The following is an 18220-nucleotide window of genomic DNA, read 5'->3' as shown; positions in this document are numbered from 1 at the left end:
AGGACGCCAGGTTTTCATCCTGGTAACAGGGGTTCGATTCCCCTACGGACTACAAAAGTTCTTTGACTAAAAAATATATAAATAATTATTGGTCCGTTCGTCTAGGGGTTAGGACGCCAGGTTTTCATCCTGGTAACAGGGGTTCGATTCCCCTACGGACTACAAGAGAAAAATAGTATAGACTTAATAAAATATTTAAGAAATGGCAAATCATAAGTCAGCTTTAAAAAGAATTAGAAGTAACGAAAAGAAAAGAGTATTAAACAGATATCAGCACAAAACAACTCGTAATGCTATCAAAGCTTTACGTTTGATCGAAGATCAAAAAGATGCTGCTGCTAAATTACCTGTAGTTGTTTCTATGATTGATAAATTAGCTAAGAAAAATATCATTCATGACAACAAAGCTTCTAACTTGAAATCAAAATTAACAAAACACGTTGCTGCTTTATAGTATTATAGAGACAACGATTTGGTTTGTAAGTAAAAAATATCAAGCTCTCAATACTGAGAGCTTTTTTTGTTGATACTATTCATTTTTAAATGAATATATTTGCAGCGAGAAAGAAATTCTAATTTTAAAATCCCTATATGACACCAATTAGGAATATTGCTATTATAGCACACGTTGACCACGGTAAAACTACTATGGTTGATAAAATTTTACACCACTGTCAATTATTTCGTGAGAATGAAACATCAGGAGAGTTGATTTTAGACAACGAAGATATCGAAAGAGAAAGAGGTATTACTATTACTTCTAAGAACGTTTCGGTAAGCTATAAAGGAACAAAAATTAACATTATCGATACTCCAGGTCACGCGGATTTCGGAGGAGAGGTAGAACGTGTTTTAAATATGGCTGATGGTGTTCTTTTGATTGTAGATGCTTTTGAGGGACCAATGCCTCAAACTCGTTTCGTACTTCAAAAGGCGATTAGTTTAGGTTTAAAACCATGTGTGGTTGTTAACAAAGTAGACAAAGAAAACTGTACTCCAGAGGAAGTACACGAGAAAGTGTTTGACTTAATGTTTGAACTTGGAGCAGAAGAATGGCAGATGGATTTCCCAGCTGTATATGGTTCTGCTAAAAACAACTGGATGTCTGACGATTGGAAAAAACCAACAGACTCTTTCGAGCCATTATTAGATATGGTTTTAGAGCATATTCCAGCTGCTAAAATGAATGAAGGTACTCCTCAGATGTTAATCACATCTTTAGATTACTCTACATTTACAGGACGTATTGCTATTGGTCGTTTACATAGAGGTATTTTAAAAGAGGGAATGAATGTTTCTTTAATTAAGAGAGACGGTAAAACTGTTAAATCTAAAATTAAAGAGGTTCATACTTTTGAAGGATTAGGACGTAAAAAAGTATCTGAAGTACACGCAGGTGATATCTGTGCTGTAGTAGGTATCGAAGGATTTGAAATCGGTGACGTAATCGCTGACTTCGAAAACCCAGAAGCATTACCAACTATCACTATCGATGAGCCAACAATGAGTATGTTATTTACTATTAATGACTCTCCATTCTTCGGTAAAGAAGGTAAATACGTTACATCTAGACACATCAAAGATCGTTTAGCTAAAGAGTTAGAGAAAAACTTAGCTCTACGTGTAAACGAAACGGATAGTGCTGATAAATTTATGGTATTCGGACGTGGTGTATTGCACTTATCTGTATTGATCGAGACAATGCGTCGTGAAGGATACGAATTACAAATCGGACAACCACAGGTAATCATCAAAGAAGTTGATGGTGTTAAATGTGAGCCGATAGAAGAATTAACTATTGATATTCCTGAGAACTTATCTGGACGTGCTGTAGAATATGTTACTTTGAAAAAAGGTGAGATGTTAAGTATGGAGCCTAAAGGTGATCGTATGATTATTAAATTCTTAATCCCTTCTAGAGGTATTATCGGTTTAAGAAACCAGTTATTAACAGCTACTGCTGGTGAGGCTATTATGTCACACCGTTTCTTAGAATACCAACCATACAAAGGAGAAATCGCTGGACGTAACAATGGTTCATTAATTTCTATGGAGAATGGTAAGGCTATTCCTTATTCTATCGATAAGTTACAAGACCGTGGTAAATTCTTCGTTGATCCTAACGAGGATATCTATGAAGGACAGGTAATCGGTGAGAATACACGTAGTGATGATATGACTGTTAACGTTACTAAAACGAAAAAACTATCTAACGTACGTTCTTCAGGTGCTGATGATAAAGCTAGAATTGTTCCAGCTATCAAATTCTCATTAGAGGAAGCATTAGAGTACATCCAAAAAGATGAATACGTTGAGGTGACTCCTAAGTCATTACGTTTAAGAAAAATCTTCTTAAAAGAGACAGATCGTAAACGTAATACTATCAAATAATAATAGATATTATTTTATATAAAGCTAAAGCCGACCAGAAATGGTCGGCTTTTTTATTTTGCAAAGTTTTAATATTGAAGAAAGTTTTTGGTGCTTTGTTTTTTTGTATATTTCACGAAGTATCCTTATGAGAAGAGCTTTTTTGACTTAATACGACATTTTTATTTAAAAAAATGAATTGCGTAGTTTGGAATAAAATTCAAAAGAAAATATGTAAAAATGGATTATTTAAATAGATGTAATGAGAGAAATAAGGATAGAGAAGTATAGTTTTTGATAGAATGATAATTTTATAAATGGCTGTAAAAAGTCTGAAATATTATTAAATTTGTAATTTGTATAAGAAAACACAACCTTAGGTTATAAATATGGCAAAGTTCGAATTGAAATTACCCAAAATGGGAGAGAGTGTTGCAGAGGCAACAATTACAAACTGGTTGAAGAATGTAGGGGATCATATTGACGCTGATGAAACAGTATTAGAAATTGCTACAGACAAAGTTGATAGTGAAGTTCCATCAGAGGTTGAAGGAACTTTAGTAGAGATTTTATTCCAAGTAGATGATGTTGTTCAAGTAGGACAAACAATCGCAATCATAGAAACAGAAGGTGATGTTCCTGCATCAGCTCCTGCAGCAAGCAGTGCACCTGCAGAGGCAAAAGCTGTAGCGGAGACTGTAGCAGTAGCACAAGATACAGTAGCTACGCCTGTTGATTTTTCAGACTCTGATAAGTTCTTTTCTCCATTAGTTAAAAATATAGCTAAGGAAGAAGGGGTATCTGTAGCTGAATTAGAAGCAATAGCGGGTACTGGTAAAGATGGAAGAGTAACTAAGAATGATATCTTAGATTATATTAAAAATAGAGGAAACCAACCTCAAACTGCAGCTGTAAAAGTAGAAGCGCCAAAGGCTACTCCTGCTCCAGCAGCTCAAACTGCTTCTAAAGCAGCTCCAGTATCTGTAAACGGTGCTGACGAAATCGTAGAGATGGACCGTATGCGTAAGCTGATCTCAGGATATATGGTGAAGTCTGTACAGACTTCTGCTCACGTACAGTCATTCATCGAAGTAGATGTGACGAATATCGTGAACTGGAGAAATAAAGTGAAGAATTCATTCGAAAAGAGAGAAGGAGAGAAACTTACGTTCACACCTATCTTTATGGAGGCTGTAGCGAAGGCATTAAAAGACTTCCCTGGAATGAATATCTCTGTAGAAGGTGATTATATCATTAAGAAGAAAAATATTAACTTAGGTATGGCTGCTGCATTACCAAACGGAAACTTAATTGTACCAGTAATTAAAAATGCTGATCAGTTAAACTTAGTAGGTATGGCTAAAGCGGTTAATGACTTAGGTAATCGTGCTAAAGCTGGTAAATTAAAACCAGACGATACTCAAGGTAGTACATATACAGTAACTAACGTTGGTACTTTTGGAAGTGTATTTGGTACGCCAATTATCAACCAACCTGAGGTAGGTATCCTTGCATTAGGAGCTATCCGTAAAGTACCTGCTGTTATCGAAACTCCAGAAGGAGACTTTATCGGTATCCGTCAGAAGATGTTCTTATCTCACAGCTATGACCATAGAGTAGTAGATGGAGCATTAGGAGGACAGTTCGTACAGAGAGTGGCTCAAATATTAGAAGCATTCGATCCTAATAGAGAGATATAATTCTTGATAAAATAAATATAGAACGGTTTCACAGTAGTGAGACCGTTTTTTTTATATCTTGTTTGGACCAAAAACAACAAAAGAATGAAGAGTGCTTTTTTAAACTGGAGTAGTGGGAAGGATGCTGCTTATGCCTTATATCAGATACAACAAAGTAATGAGTTAGAAGTAATGCGTCTAATGACGACTGTCAATGAACATTTCGGGCGGGTATCTATGCATGGGATAAGAGAAGAAGTATTAACACGACAAGCAGAGTGCATAGGAATCTCTTTAGATATAGTACACCTTCATGAAAAGCTCTCTCTACAAGAGTATGAAGCTATTATAATGACTCAATTGGAACAGTATAAGCGTGTAGGTATATTGGATAGTATTTATGGAGATATTCTCTTAGAAGACTTAAAAACGTTTAGAGAGGCACAGCTAGCAAGGTTAGGAATCACAGGCGTATTTCCACTGTGGAATAGAGATACAACAGCATTAATTCACGAAATGGTAGACTGTGGTTTGAAAACAATTGTCGTTTGTGTCAATGAGCAATATCTCGACAAAAGCTTTGTTGGACGTACGATAGATAAGCAGTTTATAGAAGATTTGCCTGATGGAGTTGATCCTTGTGGAGAGAATGGCGAGTTTCATACCTTTGTCTATGACGGGCCAATGTTTAAAAAGCCTGTTCCTTTTGAAGTAGGTGAGATGGTCTATAAGACCTATGATGCCCCTAAACAATGTCATCAAAAGGAAATATTACACTATGGCTTTTGGTTTTTAGATATTTTGTAACTCTGTTTATTCTTGTATGGTAGAGATGAGGCTTCTAAGCTTCTATTGAATTTAGTAAATAGTGGTATTTATTAGAGCATTAATATAAGGATTTAACTTTCCCAATTAATATCTATCAAATGACCCTGTAAGTCTGTTCTTATCCCAATTACGGCATCTGCGTATTCTTTACCAATACTGTAGTCAAATACTAAATAATACTTCTTGTTTAGCTCATCTACTGGATACAACCAAATATGAACTAGTTTGAGTTTTTGATATAAGATAGTATTGTCTTCTTTGGATAGGTTATTTATCCCCAATGACGCTAGCTCTTCTCTCTGTAATTCTTCTAAATGAAAGGTGATGTATTCTTGTACAAGACTTGTGTCAGAATTATAATCTTGTTGTAGATATTCTTTGTTTCTATTGTTAAATGTAGGGATAGCTTCTATAAAATCTTCTTCATTGAGTTGAATCCTATTAAAGTCAATATTGATGTTTATTGTATCTTGTTGGACTACTATTCTTTTAAAATAAGAATGATCAGGAGAGGTGTTATTATGATGTATAAATAAGAAAATACCTAATATTGAACCTATAATAATTATAAACAATAATATTCTTTTGGTCATAGGAAGTGCTTTCTTTTTTGAGAATACAAAGTTACATGATTTTATGTGAGTGATTCATAATCATTTGCGATTATTATTTTTTGAAATGAATGAGTATTAAAGTAAAAAGCCTAGATAATATGAATTACCTAAGCTCTCAGTATATTTTAATAAGAGAATTATTATATAAAGAATTCTCCTGTATCACTCATTCCCATAGGAAGAGCTGTTCTGTCTATCCATTCTTCTGTTTGTAAGCAAGGGATAGGTTGAGTGTGTAGTTTAAGTTCAAATCCTTCTCTTGCTTTCTGTACAATCTGCTCTTCTATATTAGAAGAGTTAGTTGCAAAGAACTCTTTGGTTTCTTCAGCAATATGCAGTAATACAATTTGTGTTTTGTTATCAATAGTGTGAATATCCAATACTTTAAAGTAAGCACCTGACTGTATCATTACTAATCCATATTCTTCCATCTGAGGTACAAGAGCTGCTACATCTTTAGCATGAGCAGAGGCGATAAGGTAACGCAAGTTCGTAGTAAGTCCGCCTCCTTTATAAGTAGCATCTGTGAAACCGCGTTCTTGTATAATCTGCCCAATATGGTATTTATCGATTAACTCTTGACTTAGTTCACAGTCGCGATAGAATAGGGCTAACCCTGCAAAAGTCATATTGAATATTTCTTCTATTTGTTGTTTGTCCATTAGGTATGGGGTTTGGTATATTGTAAAATAAAAAACGAAGGTACTTATTTTAGGAAGTACAACATAGCTTTATATTTCTTCTTTCTCATTTGTTGGTACATACTGCTCGTTCATTTTCATCACTCGCTTCATAATTCGTTTTTGTAGTATTTTAGGTGCGATTACTTTCAACGTTTCACCGAAGCCGAGTATTTCTCTTTCGAGTTCGAAGTTGAGTACTACATCTATACGTATCTTCATACCTGTCTCATCTTCCTCTAACACTTGCTGAGAGTGGTGTAGTGGTTTGGTCTTTACGTAAGGAACATTATAGGCATTCACCCAGAGGATAACCTTCTGCGCTCGGTCTTGCTCCGTTTTAGTTACCCCAAGGGTATCGTTGTAATATCGGTCAAAGTCTACTCCTTTATATTCTTTATAAGGTTCGTTTGCTAAGGCATATACATTGATGATACGGTCAAGTGCCAATGTCAGTAAATGTTTATGGCTACTACTGCGCACGACTACAAACCACCTGTTGCGATACTCTTTTAATAAGTATGGATAGTAGATATTCTTAGTAGCTTCCTTAGACTTGAAAGATTTGTATTCTATTAGTAGGGTTTGTTTATTCTTAATGGCATCATATAAAGGACTGATAAATTTAATTCCCTTTAGCAAACTATTGCCCTCCATCTGTATATAGTTGGGCGCTTTAGTACTGCGGGTAAGCAGGCTGTTATCTAACTTCGCAATGACTTCACTCATCTCATCTATCTGACTGAATCCGTTGAGGTGTTTTAGGATAGCGACTACCTCTTTTAGCTTTTCTGTATCTGCATCGTTGATAGGAGAGTTTTTGATGCTGTAGTTAGCATCCTCATAGGTATAGTATTTTCTATCTACTACGATGATAGGAGCATTATATCCTAGACTATCACTGCGCATCGCTTGTATGTCGAGCTGTATGGTACGCTTACTTATACCAGTGTCTATGCCTTCGTATTCGTATAAGGCATCAGCTACCTTCTCGATGAGGTCGTTCAGTGTCCATTTTCTGAATCTGTTTCGTAGACATTCATCAATAATTCGGTAGCGCAATAGTGCTAATTTGTTCGTTGCCATGCGTTTTATGTTATTTTTCTTAATCAAATATACTTATTCTTCTCTTTATATACGCAATGTAATTGCGTAGTTATCTTTTTTGTAAAATATTTTTAATTGTAATTAGTTGATATTTAATGGATAGTAAAATATTTTAAGAATATTTTAATGTGCACAATTGGATTGCGTAGGTAGGTATGCATCTTTGTACTGTTCGAAAGATACAAACCTTGGAAGCGTTTCGGTATAGCGCAGAAGTAAGGGGCAGTAGTTTACCTTATCCTGTTTGTACTCTGTAGAATAAAGAGGTTCGATTCCTCAAGCTTACGAGAGTAAGTGACTAGTGGTTTAGTAAAGAATGTTCGGGGCGTAGGTTCGAATCCTACTATTACCTTAGGGGTAGTATAGATCAGTTGGTAGATCAGAACAATTGCCTTTTAAGCAATTTTGGGAGAAGAAGAGGAACTTCATTAAAAATCCTCTCCATGTAAAAAGGTTCAGTCAAATAGTGTTTCTGTCTTTTCTTCTTACAGTCTTAGACTAAGAGAATACAAGACAACGTATCAAAGCCTGTAAAAACAAGCTATGCTGTAGAAGAGGGATAAGGGATGATATAGGGTGGATGACTTGCTCAGTGAGGCATTCAGGACTATACACAAGCTATTCTATTGTACAGTTTACTTCTTTTTCCGCCTGAGATAAGTGAAACCTATTTAGACTGTTCTTTATGATAAAGACATAAAATATTAAAAATATACAGCTATGAAAAAGTTACAAGTAAAAACAAATCACGTTGCCTTAGTGTTTAAACAAGGAGAATTACAGAGAGTATATACTGCTGGTCAGTATTGGTTATGGGGTGAGAAGGAAGTGATGGAGTACAATATGTCTGAGTACTTCGGTATGCGTAGAGATATAGAAGCTCTGTTATTAAACACAGAGTTGAGAGGAATGTTAGAGGTGATCGATGTGATGGATAATGAGGTGGTGTTGGTGTATAAAAATAAAGTGTTCAACGTAGCATTAGGTGCTGGTAGACATATCTACTGGAAGGCTGCGACTGAGTACTCTTTTGAGCGATATACGACTGATGAATTAGAAGTAAACAAGGCTATCGCTCGTAATATCATGGGAAAGGGCAATATGTCAAACTTCGTGAGAATGTACACGGTAGGAGCTAATGAGAAAGGATTGTTATTTGTGGATGGACAGTTTCAAGAGATTTTGAATGCTGGTGAATACAGATATTGGAAAAACGATATCAAGGTACAAATCATCCTTGTCGATATACGTCAGCAAGTGATGGATATGAATGGGCAAGAGATATTGACGAAAGACAAAGTACAGTTGCGTATCAACTTCAATTTGGTGTACCAAGTACAAGATTTGTTGAATGCCTATGTGGACAACAAGGAGGTGGAGAAACAGATGTATAATGTAGTGCAATTGATGTTAAGAGAGAAAGTCGGTAGAATGTCTTTTGATGAATTGATGGAGAGCAAAGAGAACTTGTCTTCTGAAATCTTGAATGGGGTGAAAGAAGAAATAGCATCTTTAGGTATCGAAGTAAAAAACTGTGGTATCAAAGATATCATCTTACCAGGGGATATCAGAGAGATCATGAATCAGGTGTTGATCGCCGAGAAAAAAGCTCAGGCAAATATGATCACGCGTAGAGAAGAGACAGCTGCTACACGTAGCTTGTTAAACACAGCGAAGTTGATGGAAGAGAACGAAATGCTAATGCGATTAAAAGAAATGGAATACATCGAAAAGATCGCTGATAAAGTAGGAGAAATCAGCTTGTCTGGTGGCGGTAATGTCTTGAAACAATTGAAAGAGGTGTTTTCAAGATAGTTTACGGTTGACTGTTAACAGTGGATGGTAAAGAGGTAGTAGTTTAATTAGGTAAAACGTGGAGTATAGTAATTATGCAATTACCAAAAGGTCAAGTGTGATTTACTCCACTGAGGGACTCCAAGATGCAGGTTCGATTCCTGTCTGTTTCACAATAATAATCAAGGTCAAGTGGGTTTTACTTCTTTACACTTTTGGATAGCTAATAAGCCCACCCTTACCTGATTTAACAAAAGAATGATAGGTTAGAGCGACCTAATAAAAGCTCAAAATAAAGATTAGTAATTGAGGTCAAGTAGGTTTTGCTTCTAAACATTTCCCTTGTATCAAACCTGCCCTTACCTGATTAAATTTAATAATTATGAAAACAAATGTATTAAGAGTAGCGATTAGAAATCAAGCTATTTATGTTGCAGATACAGCTATAACTGTAACGTTTAATAAAGAAGTATTCTCTTTTGTAGAGAATGTGAGAAAGCTTGGATTTGGGTTGAGTGAAGAGTTGTTGAATGCGTTAAAATACGTTGACTCTGAAACATACCAAGTTATTTATAACACTTTGCAAGGTATATTAGGAACCAAGCACAATTGGACTCCGTTAGTGAAAGATTGGTTAATACCAACAGGAGAAACAGACTTAGACCATTATATTACTTATATGGCAAATTGGTTTGGTACTTCTAATGATGAGACGTTAAGTTGTGGACATAAGATTCCTAAAAAGACCTTTCCCTTAGAACGATATAACGGATGTCCATTCTGTGGGACGCCATTTGAGTTTGAACAATTAAAGTTGTATGGTGGAGGTAGTAAAATGAAGGTATTGGACTTATGGCAAGATCAAGAGGCAACTACTTATTTAGAAGGTTTGATTAAGGCTAATACTGCTTTGGATGCGACGCAGATAGACTCGTTAAAAATGTTGTTGGCAGTATATCCTTTGCCTGCGGCAGAGGTGAAGATGAAGGAGACATTGATGTTGTTAATCGACTGTTATGTAGAGGCAGGTGAGATAGCTAAGGCGGGAGCGTTGTTAAAAAGCCCAACAGATATCATGAGATACTTGTGGTATAAGAAAACAGGTTTCTTACAATTGATACTGCCAAAGACTATTATCGCTCGTCAAGCGAAGAATCACGCTCATTTTAAGATGAGGTTAGATTCGAGTAATAGAGCGAAAGAAGATGTGAAAGAAAACTTGAAGTTAAAGTATTCGAGAAAAGAAGCATTAATGGTGGCTACTTGGTTAAACGAGATGGCGATGGATATCGAGTTGATGTGTGAGAATATGCACCCTAAACGCGGTATGTGGATCCGTTTCATCAGAGCCTTGCGTTTAGCTGAATACAGCAAGAGAACGGGGTTTGAACAATTAACAGAGTTATTAGATGTATTCTATAATCAAATCTATACTGTGACAGCAGGTAGAATAGAACACTACAGATTAAAGATGGATGCAGACCGCGCTTTTGCATTGCTAAAGTCGCGTCCTGGGTTATTCGCTCGTTCATTGTTTTCAAGTATGTTGTGTTTTGGTGACGACGTTACTTTAGAACACTTTGCTAAGGTGGTAGATAAAGTACCAATGAGGTTGTTATTGACGTTGAATATGTATGCAGATACGTATTTTGACCCAACTGCCAGTAGAGTAGTGAAGCCATTAGGTGGAGTGAATAAAGTGATAGCTGTGAATCAATGGGTAAAAGCGTATGATGAGGCTACATTAAAAGCAATGGTGGGTAAGATAGAGTCTTTTGTGTTGACAGAAGTGATGCGTCGATTTGCAATGCAAAAGAATGAGAATAAAACAATCTATATCAGCGAGGATTTGTATAACATTCCTTTAGCAATAGGGGATAGAGCAGATAATGTTCAAGACTTGCCTGTAGCGTTAATGGGGACTAAGTTTCCATTAGAAGGACATGAGGTAAGATTGTTTATGCAGTGGGGGGCAGGTTTGCCTGCTCAACATTTAGATATGGATTTGAGCTGTCATATCGCTTATACAGATAAGGTAGAAGTGTGTAGTTATTACAGCTTGTCGCCATTAGGATGTCAGCATAGTGGAGATATCAGAAGTATTCCTAATCAGATAGGTACTGCCGAGTATATAAACATAGATGTGCAAGCATTGAGAAGAGCAAAGACGAAGTATGTAACTTTTACAAGCAATGCTTATAGTAATGGAGCTATAACGCCAAACTTGGTAGTAGGGTGGATGGATGCTAAGTATCCGATGACTGTATCAAACAATAAGGGCGTAGCGTACGATCCGTCAGCTGTAATTCACCAAGTACGTGTGACAAATAGCTTGACAAAAGGATTGGTATTTGGGGTGTTGGATGTTGAGAAAGGAGAGATTATATGGTTAGAGATGGCATTCGGTGGACAAAATATACAGTCATTGGATAGCAAAACATTAAACATATTCTTAAAGAAGTTAGAAGCCAAAACGAAAGTAGCAGATTTGTTAATGATTAAGGCTCAAGCACAAGGAATGAACATTGTGTATTCAGTAGAAGCAGCAGATGAGGTGTACGATGCTAAATGGGCTATTGATTCGGCTAATGTGATGAGGTTAATTAGTTGACAGTTAATGGTGTTGTAGAGATTCAATTTCTTGCGTCTTGACTCACTGTAAAACAATAACCATAAGCCATTCTTCTTGTCCCACTTTTTGATACCAAAAGCGACTATAATGAGTCAAATGAGTTCATTATAGTCACTTCAAAAAAAGCATGAAAGGTGAATAAGTAGTTTTGTGAGGAATCAATAAGATAAAATGCTATGAAAGAGATAATATTAAAAAAGATAAAAGAAATAGAAGAGTCACATAACATAGAAGTATTGTATGCGTGTGAGTCAGGAAGTAGAGCTTGGGGTTTTGCTTCTGAGGACAGTGATTACGATGTTCGATTGGTTTATAAGCAGAAGATAGATAATTATTTGAGTGTGGTAGATACAAGTGATTTTATAGATATGCCGATAGATGAGGTATGGGACTTTAATGCTTGGGATATCAAGAAGGTATTGGTATTGCTAATTAAGTCTAATACAACAGTGTTTGAGTGGTTACAATCGCCTATTGTTTATAAAGAGGCAGAAGGGTTTAGAGTAGCAATGTGGGCATTGAGCCATGACTATTATTGCCAACAGACACATACACATCATTATCTGGGCTTAGCAAAGAAGATGTTGTTGGAGCATACGGATGAGCAGGTGAAGTACAAGACACTGTTCTATATCCTTAGAGCACTATTGTCTGCTAAGTGGAATGTAGAGTTTAATAGGATAGCACCTATGGAGTTTAAGCCCTTGCTAAAGGTGGTTAATGATGATAAGCTTACTGCATACATACTCTTATTGATAAAAGAGAAAGAAGGCTTGACTGAGAAGGACTGGTACACTTGGGATGCGAGGTTAAAGGACTATGTGTATGACTTGTATGAGAGTTTGTCTAAGGTTACAGTGGTAAAGAGCAAGGGAAGTTTTGACAATGAATTGGTAAATAGGTTTTTTAGAAAGGAGGTAAGACAATGACAATAACAGAGATGAAAGACAGAGGATTGCTCCTGTTCGAATGTATAAGTGGGAGTAGGGCATATGGCTTAGCAACTAAAGATTCGGATACGGATATAAGAGGAGTGTATTACTTGCCTAAAGAACAGTTTTACGGTATGGATTACCTTCCACAGATCAGCAATGAGACTAATGATATCGTGTATTATGAGATAGGGCGTTTTATAGAGTTGTTGAGTAAGAATAACCCTAATATACTGGAACTGTTAGCTACACCTGATGAGATGGTGCTGTATAAGCATCCCGTAATGGATAAGATAGTGATGAGAGATTATCTGTCTAAGTTGTCTAAAGATACTTTTGCTGGATATGCAATGAATCAAGTGAAGAAAGCTAAGGGATTAAATAAGAAAGTGTTTAACCCAATGGGTCAGGAGCGAAAAGAGTTGCTCGACTTCTGTTATGTCTTAGAGGGGGTGTAAACTATGTCGTTAAGAGATTGGCTCAACAAGAAAGAGATAGCACAAGGGCAATGTGGATTGGTCAAGCTGTCTTCTCAAAAAGAGCTTTATGCACTATTTTGTGATAAGGTAGGAGATAAGGGGTATAAAGGGATAGTGCGTTATGACAATTCGAATGAAGTAAGTCTGAGCAGTGTGGCTAAAGGTGAAGAGCTAACAGCTTATTTGCTGTGCAAGGCAGATGATTACTCTACACATTGCAAGAAGTACAAAGAGTATTGGGATTGGGTAGAAAAGCGTAACGAGGCAAGGTATGTGACAACAATGAGCCATGCTGGTGGATACGACAGTAAGAATATGATGCATACGGTCAGGCTGATGCTCACTGTGCGAGACATCTTTATGACGGGTATAGTTATAGTACGCAGTCCGTATAGAGAAGAATTGCTCAAGATAAAGTCCGGACATTATAGCTATGAAGAATTGTTAGATAAGGTAACAGAGTTACAAGAAGAAGTAGAACGACTGTATGTAGATTCGCCTTTGCCTAATCGACCTGACCTTGATAGGGCAGAAAAGGTATTGGTAGAGATAAGAGAGGAGTTGTATGGGTGAATGACTAGCGGTTTTGTAGAGGCGCAAGATATTGTGTCTCAATTCTAAATAAGCGTGATAGATGGTTAAGTATTATAGAACTGACTCATGATAAATACCCTTGTCGTTGATTAAGCAACACCATTTAGCAATGTGGTTAGGTATTGGGTTAAGGATAGCAATACCTTCCGCGAGTAAGTTATCAGGAGTGCCATATTCATCAGAATCATCCATATAGATTAGTACATTGTTGCCTTCCTGTAAATAACGTTACCTAAGGAGTCAGTTTTATAGTCCGTTTGGGAGAGTAGTACTATGTTGAAATCTATCATTTCATTGAAGTCAACATATAGACGGGGTTCTTTCATTCATTCTGAGAATAGAACGATAAAGATAAGAGGATTTTATTGAATAAGTGAGTTAATTCACTGCTTAGTGAATTGTGAAAAATAATATATTTGCGAGCAGTTTAAAAACAACAAAACAATATGAAAAAACTCTTAGTATCACTTACAGCGCTATTTGCCTTTTTTGGGTGTCAGAATAAACAGACGCAAGATACTGTTGTTAATGTATCTAATCAGACTGTTGTGTTCAGTTCTAGTGGCAAGGTAGTCAACTTTGACTTAGATAATAAAAAAGTAGTGTGGGAATACACTTCTGCACAAGATGAAGGCGCAAACAGAAACAAGTTCACTTTTGATGAGAATACGTTGTATATGCCTTTTGAGAGTGGAAAGTTAGTCGCTTTAGATTTCTTGACAGGGAAAGAGAAGTGGGTATTCACAGCTCCTCAGACTGGTGTAATGGATATGGCTGTAGGCGACGAAGGCAGTAATGCAGCCGACAGAGGAGAGCCTTACTTTATGAGTCAACCTCTACAGTATCAAGACAAGGTGTATATGGTCAGTATAGGTGGAGGAAATGATCCTTACTTCTATGTGATTAATAAAACAGATGGTAGTGAATATAAAATAGAAGGGATAGAGACGAAGTACAATCTTTCTCAACCGGTTCTATGTCAAGAGATGGTATTCGTTAATTCGGGTATTTACTTAAACAAGTATTCACTGAAAGGAACTGGTACGAGCTATGGCATGTATGACGGTATCACATTTGACAGCCCGTTATACGCACAGATGCGTAGTGATGGAGAAACGTTGTACTTTGGAGAAGAAGACGGTATGTTCTATGCTATTCCCTTTAATGAGAATGCTGATGTGAAGGGAGACAATGACGATATTATGGATCCAAAGAATAATTTTAAAGACAACTTGTCTATTTATAAATGGAGATATCAGTCTAAAGAATACTCTAGGTTAGCGACTAATGCTGATAGTAATACAGCACTATATGGAAAAACTTATGTAGTACAAGTGCGCAAATCAGATAGTGATGCTCAAGCTCTAATAGGGCTAAATGCTAAGACAGGTGAAGAGCAATGGAGTTATGGTTCAACAGAAGAAATTGTGAATTGGCACAAATCAGGAGAGCATCTTATTGGGTACACTATGACTATGGTGTTTGTATTAGACTTTCAAGGTAAAGAATTAGCAACTTACCCAATCACAGAGGAGTTTAAACCATTGACCAATATTGAAGAAACAAAAGATGGACAGTTGGTGTTCTTAACAACACGAGGAGTAACAACAATAGATAAAACAAGTAAACAGGCTAAGGTACTCATTGCTTATGAAACAAAAGAGGAGTATCACAATACAGCTTATATAAAATATTTTAAGAATTAGTTAATTGGTTAACGGTGGACGGTTTACAGTTCACAGCGTAAACCGTTGACTGTAAATTGAGAAACTATGAAAGATAATACACCGATTAATGGAAATGATTTAATTGTTTTAGGATACCCACAAACAGAGTTATTGGGTATTGCTCTAAAAGCGAATAAGAAAAGAACAGGTTATACGAAGGTGGAGATGTTAGCACATTATAAAGCAGTGCTTACTAATGCAGAAGATTACTTAAACGATAAGGTATTTGGGAAGTTGGCTACCGCTATTATAGAAGGCGTGGGACAACGTGTAGAAGAAGAGGTTATTCCACTGAGAGAGGAGGCTGTAGGGTATACAGTATACGGTGCTGATCATATAGAAGACGGAGCGATTAAGCAGATGCAAACTGCGGTAAAGCTACCTGTGGCTGTAGCAGGTGCGTTAATGCCTGATGCACATCAAGGATATGGATTACCTATCGGAGGAGTATTAGCTACTGAGAATGCTGTGATACCTTATGGTGTAGGAGTAGATATTGGGTGTAGAATGGCGTTGTCTATTTTTGATATTAAAGGTGTGGAGTTCTACGGTATGGAAGACTTATTGAAAGAACAGTTGGTTAAGCATACTAAGTTTGGAGCAGGGCATGGATTCCAAGGACAATATAAAGCACAACATGATGTCTTAGATAGAGGAGAGTTTAATCTAAACCCATTTATTAAGAACTTACAAGATAAAGCTTGGGAACAACTGGGGTCTTCAGGTGGAGGTAATCACTTTGTAGAATGGGGATTGATGGAGTTCATGGAGAGAGATGAGGTATTGAATATAGATAAAGGGACTTACTTAGCTTTACTAACACATTCAGGATCTCGTGGAATGGGAGCGACTATAGCAGGTAGATATACGCAAATCGCTAAAGATATCTGTAAGTTACCTTATGAAGCAAAAAACTTGGCTTACCTTGATCTAAACTCAGAAGCAGGACAAGAGTATTGGGCGATGATGAACTTGGCAGGGGATTATGCTTCAGCTTGTCATGAGGTCATTCATGATAAACTAACTAAAGCAATAGGTGCTGAGGTATTAGCCAAAGTGGAGAATCACCATAATTTTGCGTGGAAGGAGATGTACCAAGGTAGAGAGGTTATTGTACATCGTAAAGGAGCTACTCCTGCGAGTAAAGGAGTGATGGGGATTATACCAGGCTCTATGACTGCGCCAGGATTCTTAGTGAGAGGTAAAGGAGAAGAGGAAGCTTTAAACTCTGCTTCACATGGAGCAGGACGTCAGATGAGCAGAACACAAGCTATCAAGACTCTGAAAGCAGCTGATATAAAAGCAGTATTGTCAGATCATGGTGTAGAGTTAATAGGAGCAGGTAAAGATGAAGCTCCTATGGCTTATAAAGATATTCATCAGGTGATGGCTGCACAGGGAGAGTTAGTCGATGTAGTAGCGATGTTTACGCCTAAGATTGTCCGAATGGCTGATGATGGGAGTAAAGAGGATTAATAGATAATAAAAATATGTAGAACAAGGTCACTGACAAGAGTTAGTGGCCTTGTTTGTTTAATTATAAAGTGAACATTAGAAAAGGTTGTTTTTTTACTAAGAAAGAGAATATATTGATTAAAATGTATTTTTCTGTAAATGATAAGAATTGTACATCTTTCGGAGTGGGTTTAGGTTGTTGTTGTGTAATATTTCATTATTATCATTGAAGTGTTTTTTTTATAGACTACATTGTGTTAAAAGTGAATGTTATAAATAATGAATGTCAATTTTTAGCGTTTCTTATAGTAATTATGATTACTTTGTTAGAAATAAAAATTGGAGATTTATGGCGAAGAGAAAAGATATAAGAAGTTATTTAACTATATTTCTTTTGGTATGTAGTATAAGTGTATTCGCAAAAGAGAAAACAAGTGTGGTGAAGCGAGATTGTAATGTACAATTAGCTAAAATAATAAAGGATAGCGACTTCGAATACCCTAACAAGGATTATTATGTAAGAATAGAAGATACCACTGGGGGGACTGTGATTATTAAGGCGTATGTTCGAAATAATCTATCTGATAATCCTAAACAACAACAGATGGTAGAAAGTGTAGTGTCGTGGTTTATTATACAGCCTCAGCGAGATGGGATATATCAATCTATGAATGCTTTGGATCCTGAAGAACCAGACTTTAAGAAGCTAAAAATAGATACTAAAGCTTTTGAATCACTAGTAAAATGTATTGATAAGAAATAATTAAAGAAGCCTACTAATAGAATACTTAGTAGGCTTTTTTAGTTTAATTGATAAATGTAATTACAGCCTCATTGTTTTTTGCTGCAGTACTATAAATCTCTCGTATTGTATTGATGTTAGCAGATAGGTATTCCCATATTTCTTCTTTATCTGCTTCTGACCAAAATGAAGGATATATTTCTTCTTCATTAAGTTTTTGAGGAGAGAACCTCTTTCTCAATTCTTCATTTGATAGTTGAGTCAGTAGATTGTGTATTTCTTTGACTTGTTCTGTTGTAACAAAACGAGCAGGACCATATCCTATATCCTGATTCTCATCTAAAGTATGTGAACCAAATATTGCCATAGCTAATGGATGTTCTAAGTAGTCATCTACATTGTTTGCAAATAAAAAAGCAATAGCATCCCAAGACTTGTCTATATCTACCAGAGCTTCATCTATATCGTTCTCATCGTAATCTTTGTAGATTCTTTCTTCAAATAAATTGCTATCCTGTACATAGCTTGTTAGTTCTTCTTGACTTACTCGAAGCAGGTTTCCAATCATTCCCATAGTATATTTTTTA

Annotated in this window: 14 protein-coding genes, 2 tRNA genes and 1 pseudogene; 13 read left to right on the top strand and 4 right to left on the bottom strand. The window is 36.4% G+C overall.

The genetic code is table 11. The features are described 5' to 3' along the window. Window positions 1-90: 90 nt before the first annotated feature. The 5 genes from RT228_RS15580 (at window position 91) to RT228_RS15560 (ending at window position 4856) form a co-directional block, all read left to right on the top strand. Window positions 91-162 (top strand) — tRNA-Glu (locus RT228_RS15580). A gap of 40 nt (window positions 163-202) precedes the next feature. Next, complete coding sequence (gene rpsT / locus RT228_RS15575; protein ID WP_006260350.1) at window positions 203-454, top strand: 30S ribosomal protein S20; 252 nt, start codon at window positions 203-205, stop codon at window positions 452-454. A 137-nt stretch (window positions 455-591) separates the two neighbouring features. Further along, window positions 592-2391: a translational GTPase TypA gene (gene typA, locus RT228_RS15570; RefSeq protein ID WP_006260349.1), complete on the top strand. Its 1800-nt coding sequence runs from the start codon at window positions 592-594 to the stop codon at window positions 2389-2391. 368 nt (window positions 2392-2759) lie between these two features. Next, window positions 2760-4070, top strand: a complete 1311-nt coding sequence (locus RT228_RS15565; RefSeq protein WP_006262042.1) for a dihydrolipoamide acetyltransferase family protein — start codon at window positions 2760-2762, stop codon at window positions 4068-4070. A gap of 84 nt (window positions 4071-4154) precedes the next feature. Beyond that, window positions 4155-4856, top strand: coding sequence for a diphthine--ammonia ligase (locus tag RT228_RS15560; protein ID WP_006262041.1), 702 nt, complete (start codon window positions 4155-4157; stop codon window positions 4854-4856). 92 nt (window positions 4857-4948) lie between these two features. Here RT228_RS15560 and RT228_RS15555 read toward each other — a convergent pair whose 3' ends face one another. The 3 genes from RT228_RS15555 to RT228_RS15545 all read right to left on the bottom strand — a co-directional run bounded on the left by RT228_RS15555 (window position 4949) and on the right by RT228_RS15545 (window position 7257). Continuing rightward, window positions 4949-5470, bottom strand: a complete 522-nt coding sequence (locus tag RT228_RS15555) for a DUF2004 domain-containing protein (RefSeq protein ID WP_006262040.1) — start codon at window positions 5468-5470, stop codon at window positions 4949-4951. Window positions 5471-5631: 161 nt separating this feature from the next. After that, window positions 5632-6153, bottom strand: a complete 522-nt coding sequence (locus RT228_RS15550) for a hypothetical protein (RefSeq protein WP_006262039.1) — start codon at window positions 6151-6153, stop codon at window positions 5632-5634. A gap of 69 nt (window positions 6154-6222) precedes the next feature. Further along, window positions 6223-7257, bottom strand: coding sequence for a helix-turn-helix transcriptional regulator (locus RT228_RS15545; protein WP_006262038.1), 1035 nt, complete (start codon window positions 7255-7257; stop codon window positions 6223-6225). 741 nt (window positions 7258-7998) lie between these two features. Between RT228_RS15545 and RT228_RS15540 the strand changes: the two genes are divergently transcribed. The 8 genes and pseudogenes from RT228_RS15540 (at window position 7999) to RT228_RS15505 (ending at window position 17654) form a co-directional block, all read left to right on the top strand. Then, on the top strand, window positions 7999-9093 hold the full coding sequence (locus RT228_RS15540) for a slipin family protein (RefSeq protein ID WP_006262037.1): 1095 nt from the start codon (window positions 7999-8001) through the stop codon (window positions 9091-9093). Window positions 9094-9125: 32 nt separating this feature from the next. Next, a tRNA-OTHER gene (locus RT228_RS15535) sits at window positions 9126-9245 on the top strand. Between the two features lie 209 nt (window positions 9246-9454). After that, window positions 9455-11683, top strand: coding sequence for a hypothetical protein (locus RT228_RS15530; protein WP_006262036.1), 2229 nt, complete (start codon window positions 9455-9457; stop codon window positions 11681-11683). A gap of 197 nt (window positions 11684-11880) precedes the next feature. Further along, window positions 11881-12633 carry a DNA polymerase beta superfamily protein gene (locus tag RT228_RS15525; RefSeq protein ID WP_006260341.1) on the top strand — a complete coding sequence of 251 codons (753 nt, stop codon included), beginning with the start codon at window positions 11881-11883 and terminating at the stop codon, window positions 12631-12633. Then, window positions 12630-13688: pseudogene (locus RT228_RS15520) on the top strand (DNA polymerase beta superfamily protein). The gene RT228_RS15525 and the pseudogene RT228_RS15520 overlap by 4 nt, the downstream one beginning before the upstream one ends. 467 nt (window positions 13689-14155) lie before the next feature. After that, the gene (locus RT228_RS15515) at window positions 14156-15415 is read left to right on the top strand and encodes a PQQ-binding-like beta-propeller repeat protein (protein WP_006260338.1); all 1260 of its coding nucleotides are present in this window, start codon (window positions 14156-14158) and stop codon (window positions 15413-15415) included. Between the two features lie 66 nt (window positions 15416-15481). Then, a complete protein-coding gene (locus RT228_RS15510) occupies window positions 15482-16912 on the top strand; it encodes an RtcB family protein (protein WP_006260337.1) in 1431 nt (476 codons plus the stop codon). Window positions 16913-17240: 328 nt separating this feature from the next. Next, complete coding sequence (locus RT228_RS15505) at window positions 17241-17654, top strand: hypothetical protein (RefSeq protein WP_006260336.1); 414 nt, start codon at window positions 17241-17243, stop codon at window positions 17652-17654. A gap of 43 nt (window positions 17655-17697) precedes the next feature. On the opposite strand, the gene RT228_RS15500 is transcribed toward RT228_RS15505, so the two are convergent. Beyond that, window positions 17698-18207, bottom strand: coding sequence for a YfbM family protein (locus tag RT228_RS15500; RefSeq protein WP_006262033.1), 510 nt, complete (start codon window positions 18205-18207; stop codon window positions 17698-17700). Window positions 18208-18220 lie beyond the last annotated feature (13 nt).

Origin of the sequence: Myroides sp. (assembly GCF_032073645.1) — a bacterium.
Classification (GTDB): domain Bacteria; phylum Bacteroidota; class Bacteroidia; order Flavobacteriales; family Flavobacteriaceae; genus Flavobacterium; species Flavobacterium odoratimimum.
The sequence above is the reverse complement of the archived record's forward strand: the minus strand, read 5'-3'. Positions and strand labels throughout refer to the sequence as shown.

Excerpts from the sequence above, each read along its gene's own strand:
- RT228_RS15545 (WP_006262038.1), bottom strand. The coding sequence starts at position 7,257 with ATGGCAACGAACAAATTAGCACTATTGCGCTACCGAATTATTGATGAA.
- RT228_RS15530 (WP_006262036.1), top strand. The coding sequence starts at position 9,455 with ATGAAAACAAATGTATTAAGAGTAGCGATTAGAAATCAAGCTATTTAT.
- RT228_RS15565 (WP_006262042.1), top strand. The coding sequence starts at position 2,760 with ATGGCAAAGTTCGAATTGAAATTACCCAAAATGGGAGAGAGTGTTGCA.
- RT228_RS15540 (WP_006262037.1), top strand. The coding sequence starts at position 7,999 with ATGAAAAAGTTACAAGTAAAAACAAATCACGTTGCCTTAGTGTTTAAA.
- RT228_RS15505 (WP_006260336.1), top strand. The coding sequence starts at position 17,241 with ATGGCGAAGAGAAAAGATATAAGAAGTTATTTAACTATATTTCTTTTG.
- RT228_RS15525 (WP_006260341.1), top strand. The coding sequence starts at position 11,881 with ATGAAAGAGATAATATTAAAAAAGATAAAAGAAATAGAAGAGTCACAT.
- RT228_RS15560 (WP_006262041.1), top strand. The coding sequence starts at position 4,155 with ATGAAGAGTGCTTTTTTAAACTGGAGTAGTGGGAAGGATGCTGCTTAT.
- typA (WP_006260349.1), top strand. The coding sequence starts at position 592 with ATGACACCAATTAGGAATATTGCTATTATAGCACACGTTGACCACGGT.
- RT228_RS15510 (WP_006260337.1), top strand. The coding sequence starts at position 15,482 with ATGAAAGATAATACACCGATTAATGGAAATGATTTAATTGTTTTAGGA.
- rpsT (WP_006260350.1), top strand. The coding sequence starts at position 203 with ATGGCAAATCATAAGTCAGCTTTAAAAAGAATTAGAAGTAACGAAAAG.
- RT228_RS15515 (WP_006260338.1), top strand. The coding sequence starts at position 14,156 with ATGAAAAAACTCTTAGTATCACTTACAGCGCTATTTGCCTTTTTTGGG.
- RT228_RS15500 (WP_006262033.1), bottom strand. The coding sequence starts at position 18,207 with ATGGGAATGATTGGAAACCTGCTTCGAGTAAGTCAAGAAGAACTAACA.
- RT228_RS15550 (WP_006262039.1), bottom strand. The coding sequence starts at position 6,153 with ATGGACAAACAACAAATAGAAGAAATATTCAATATGACTTTTGCAGGG.
- RT228_RS15555 (WP_006262040.1), bottom strand. The coding sequence starts at position 5,470 with ATGACCAAAAGAATATTATTGTTTATAATTATTATAGGTTCAATATTA.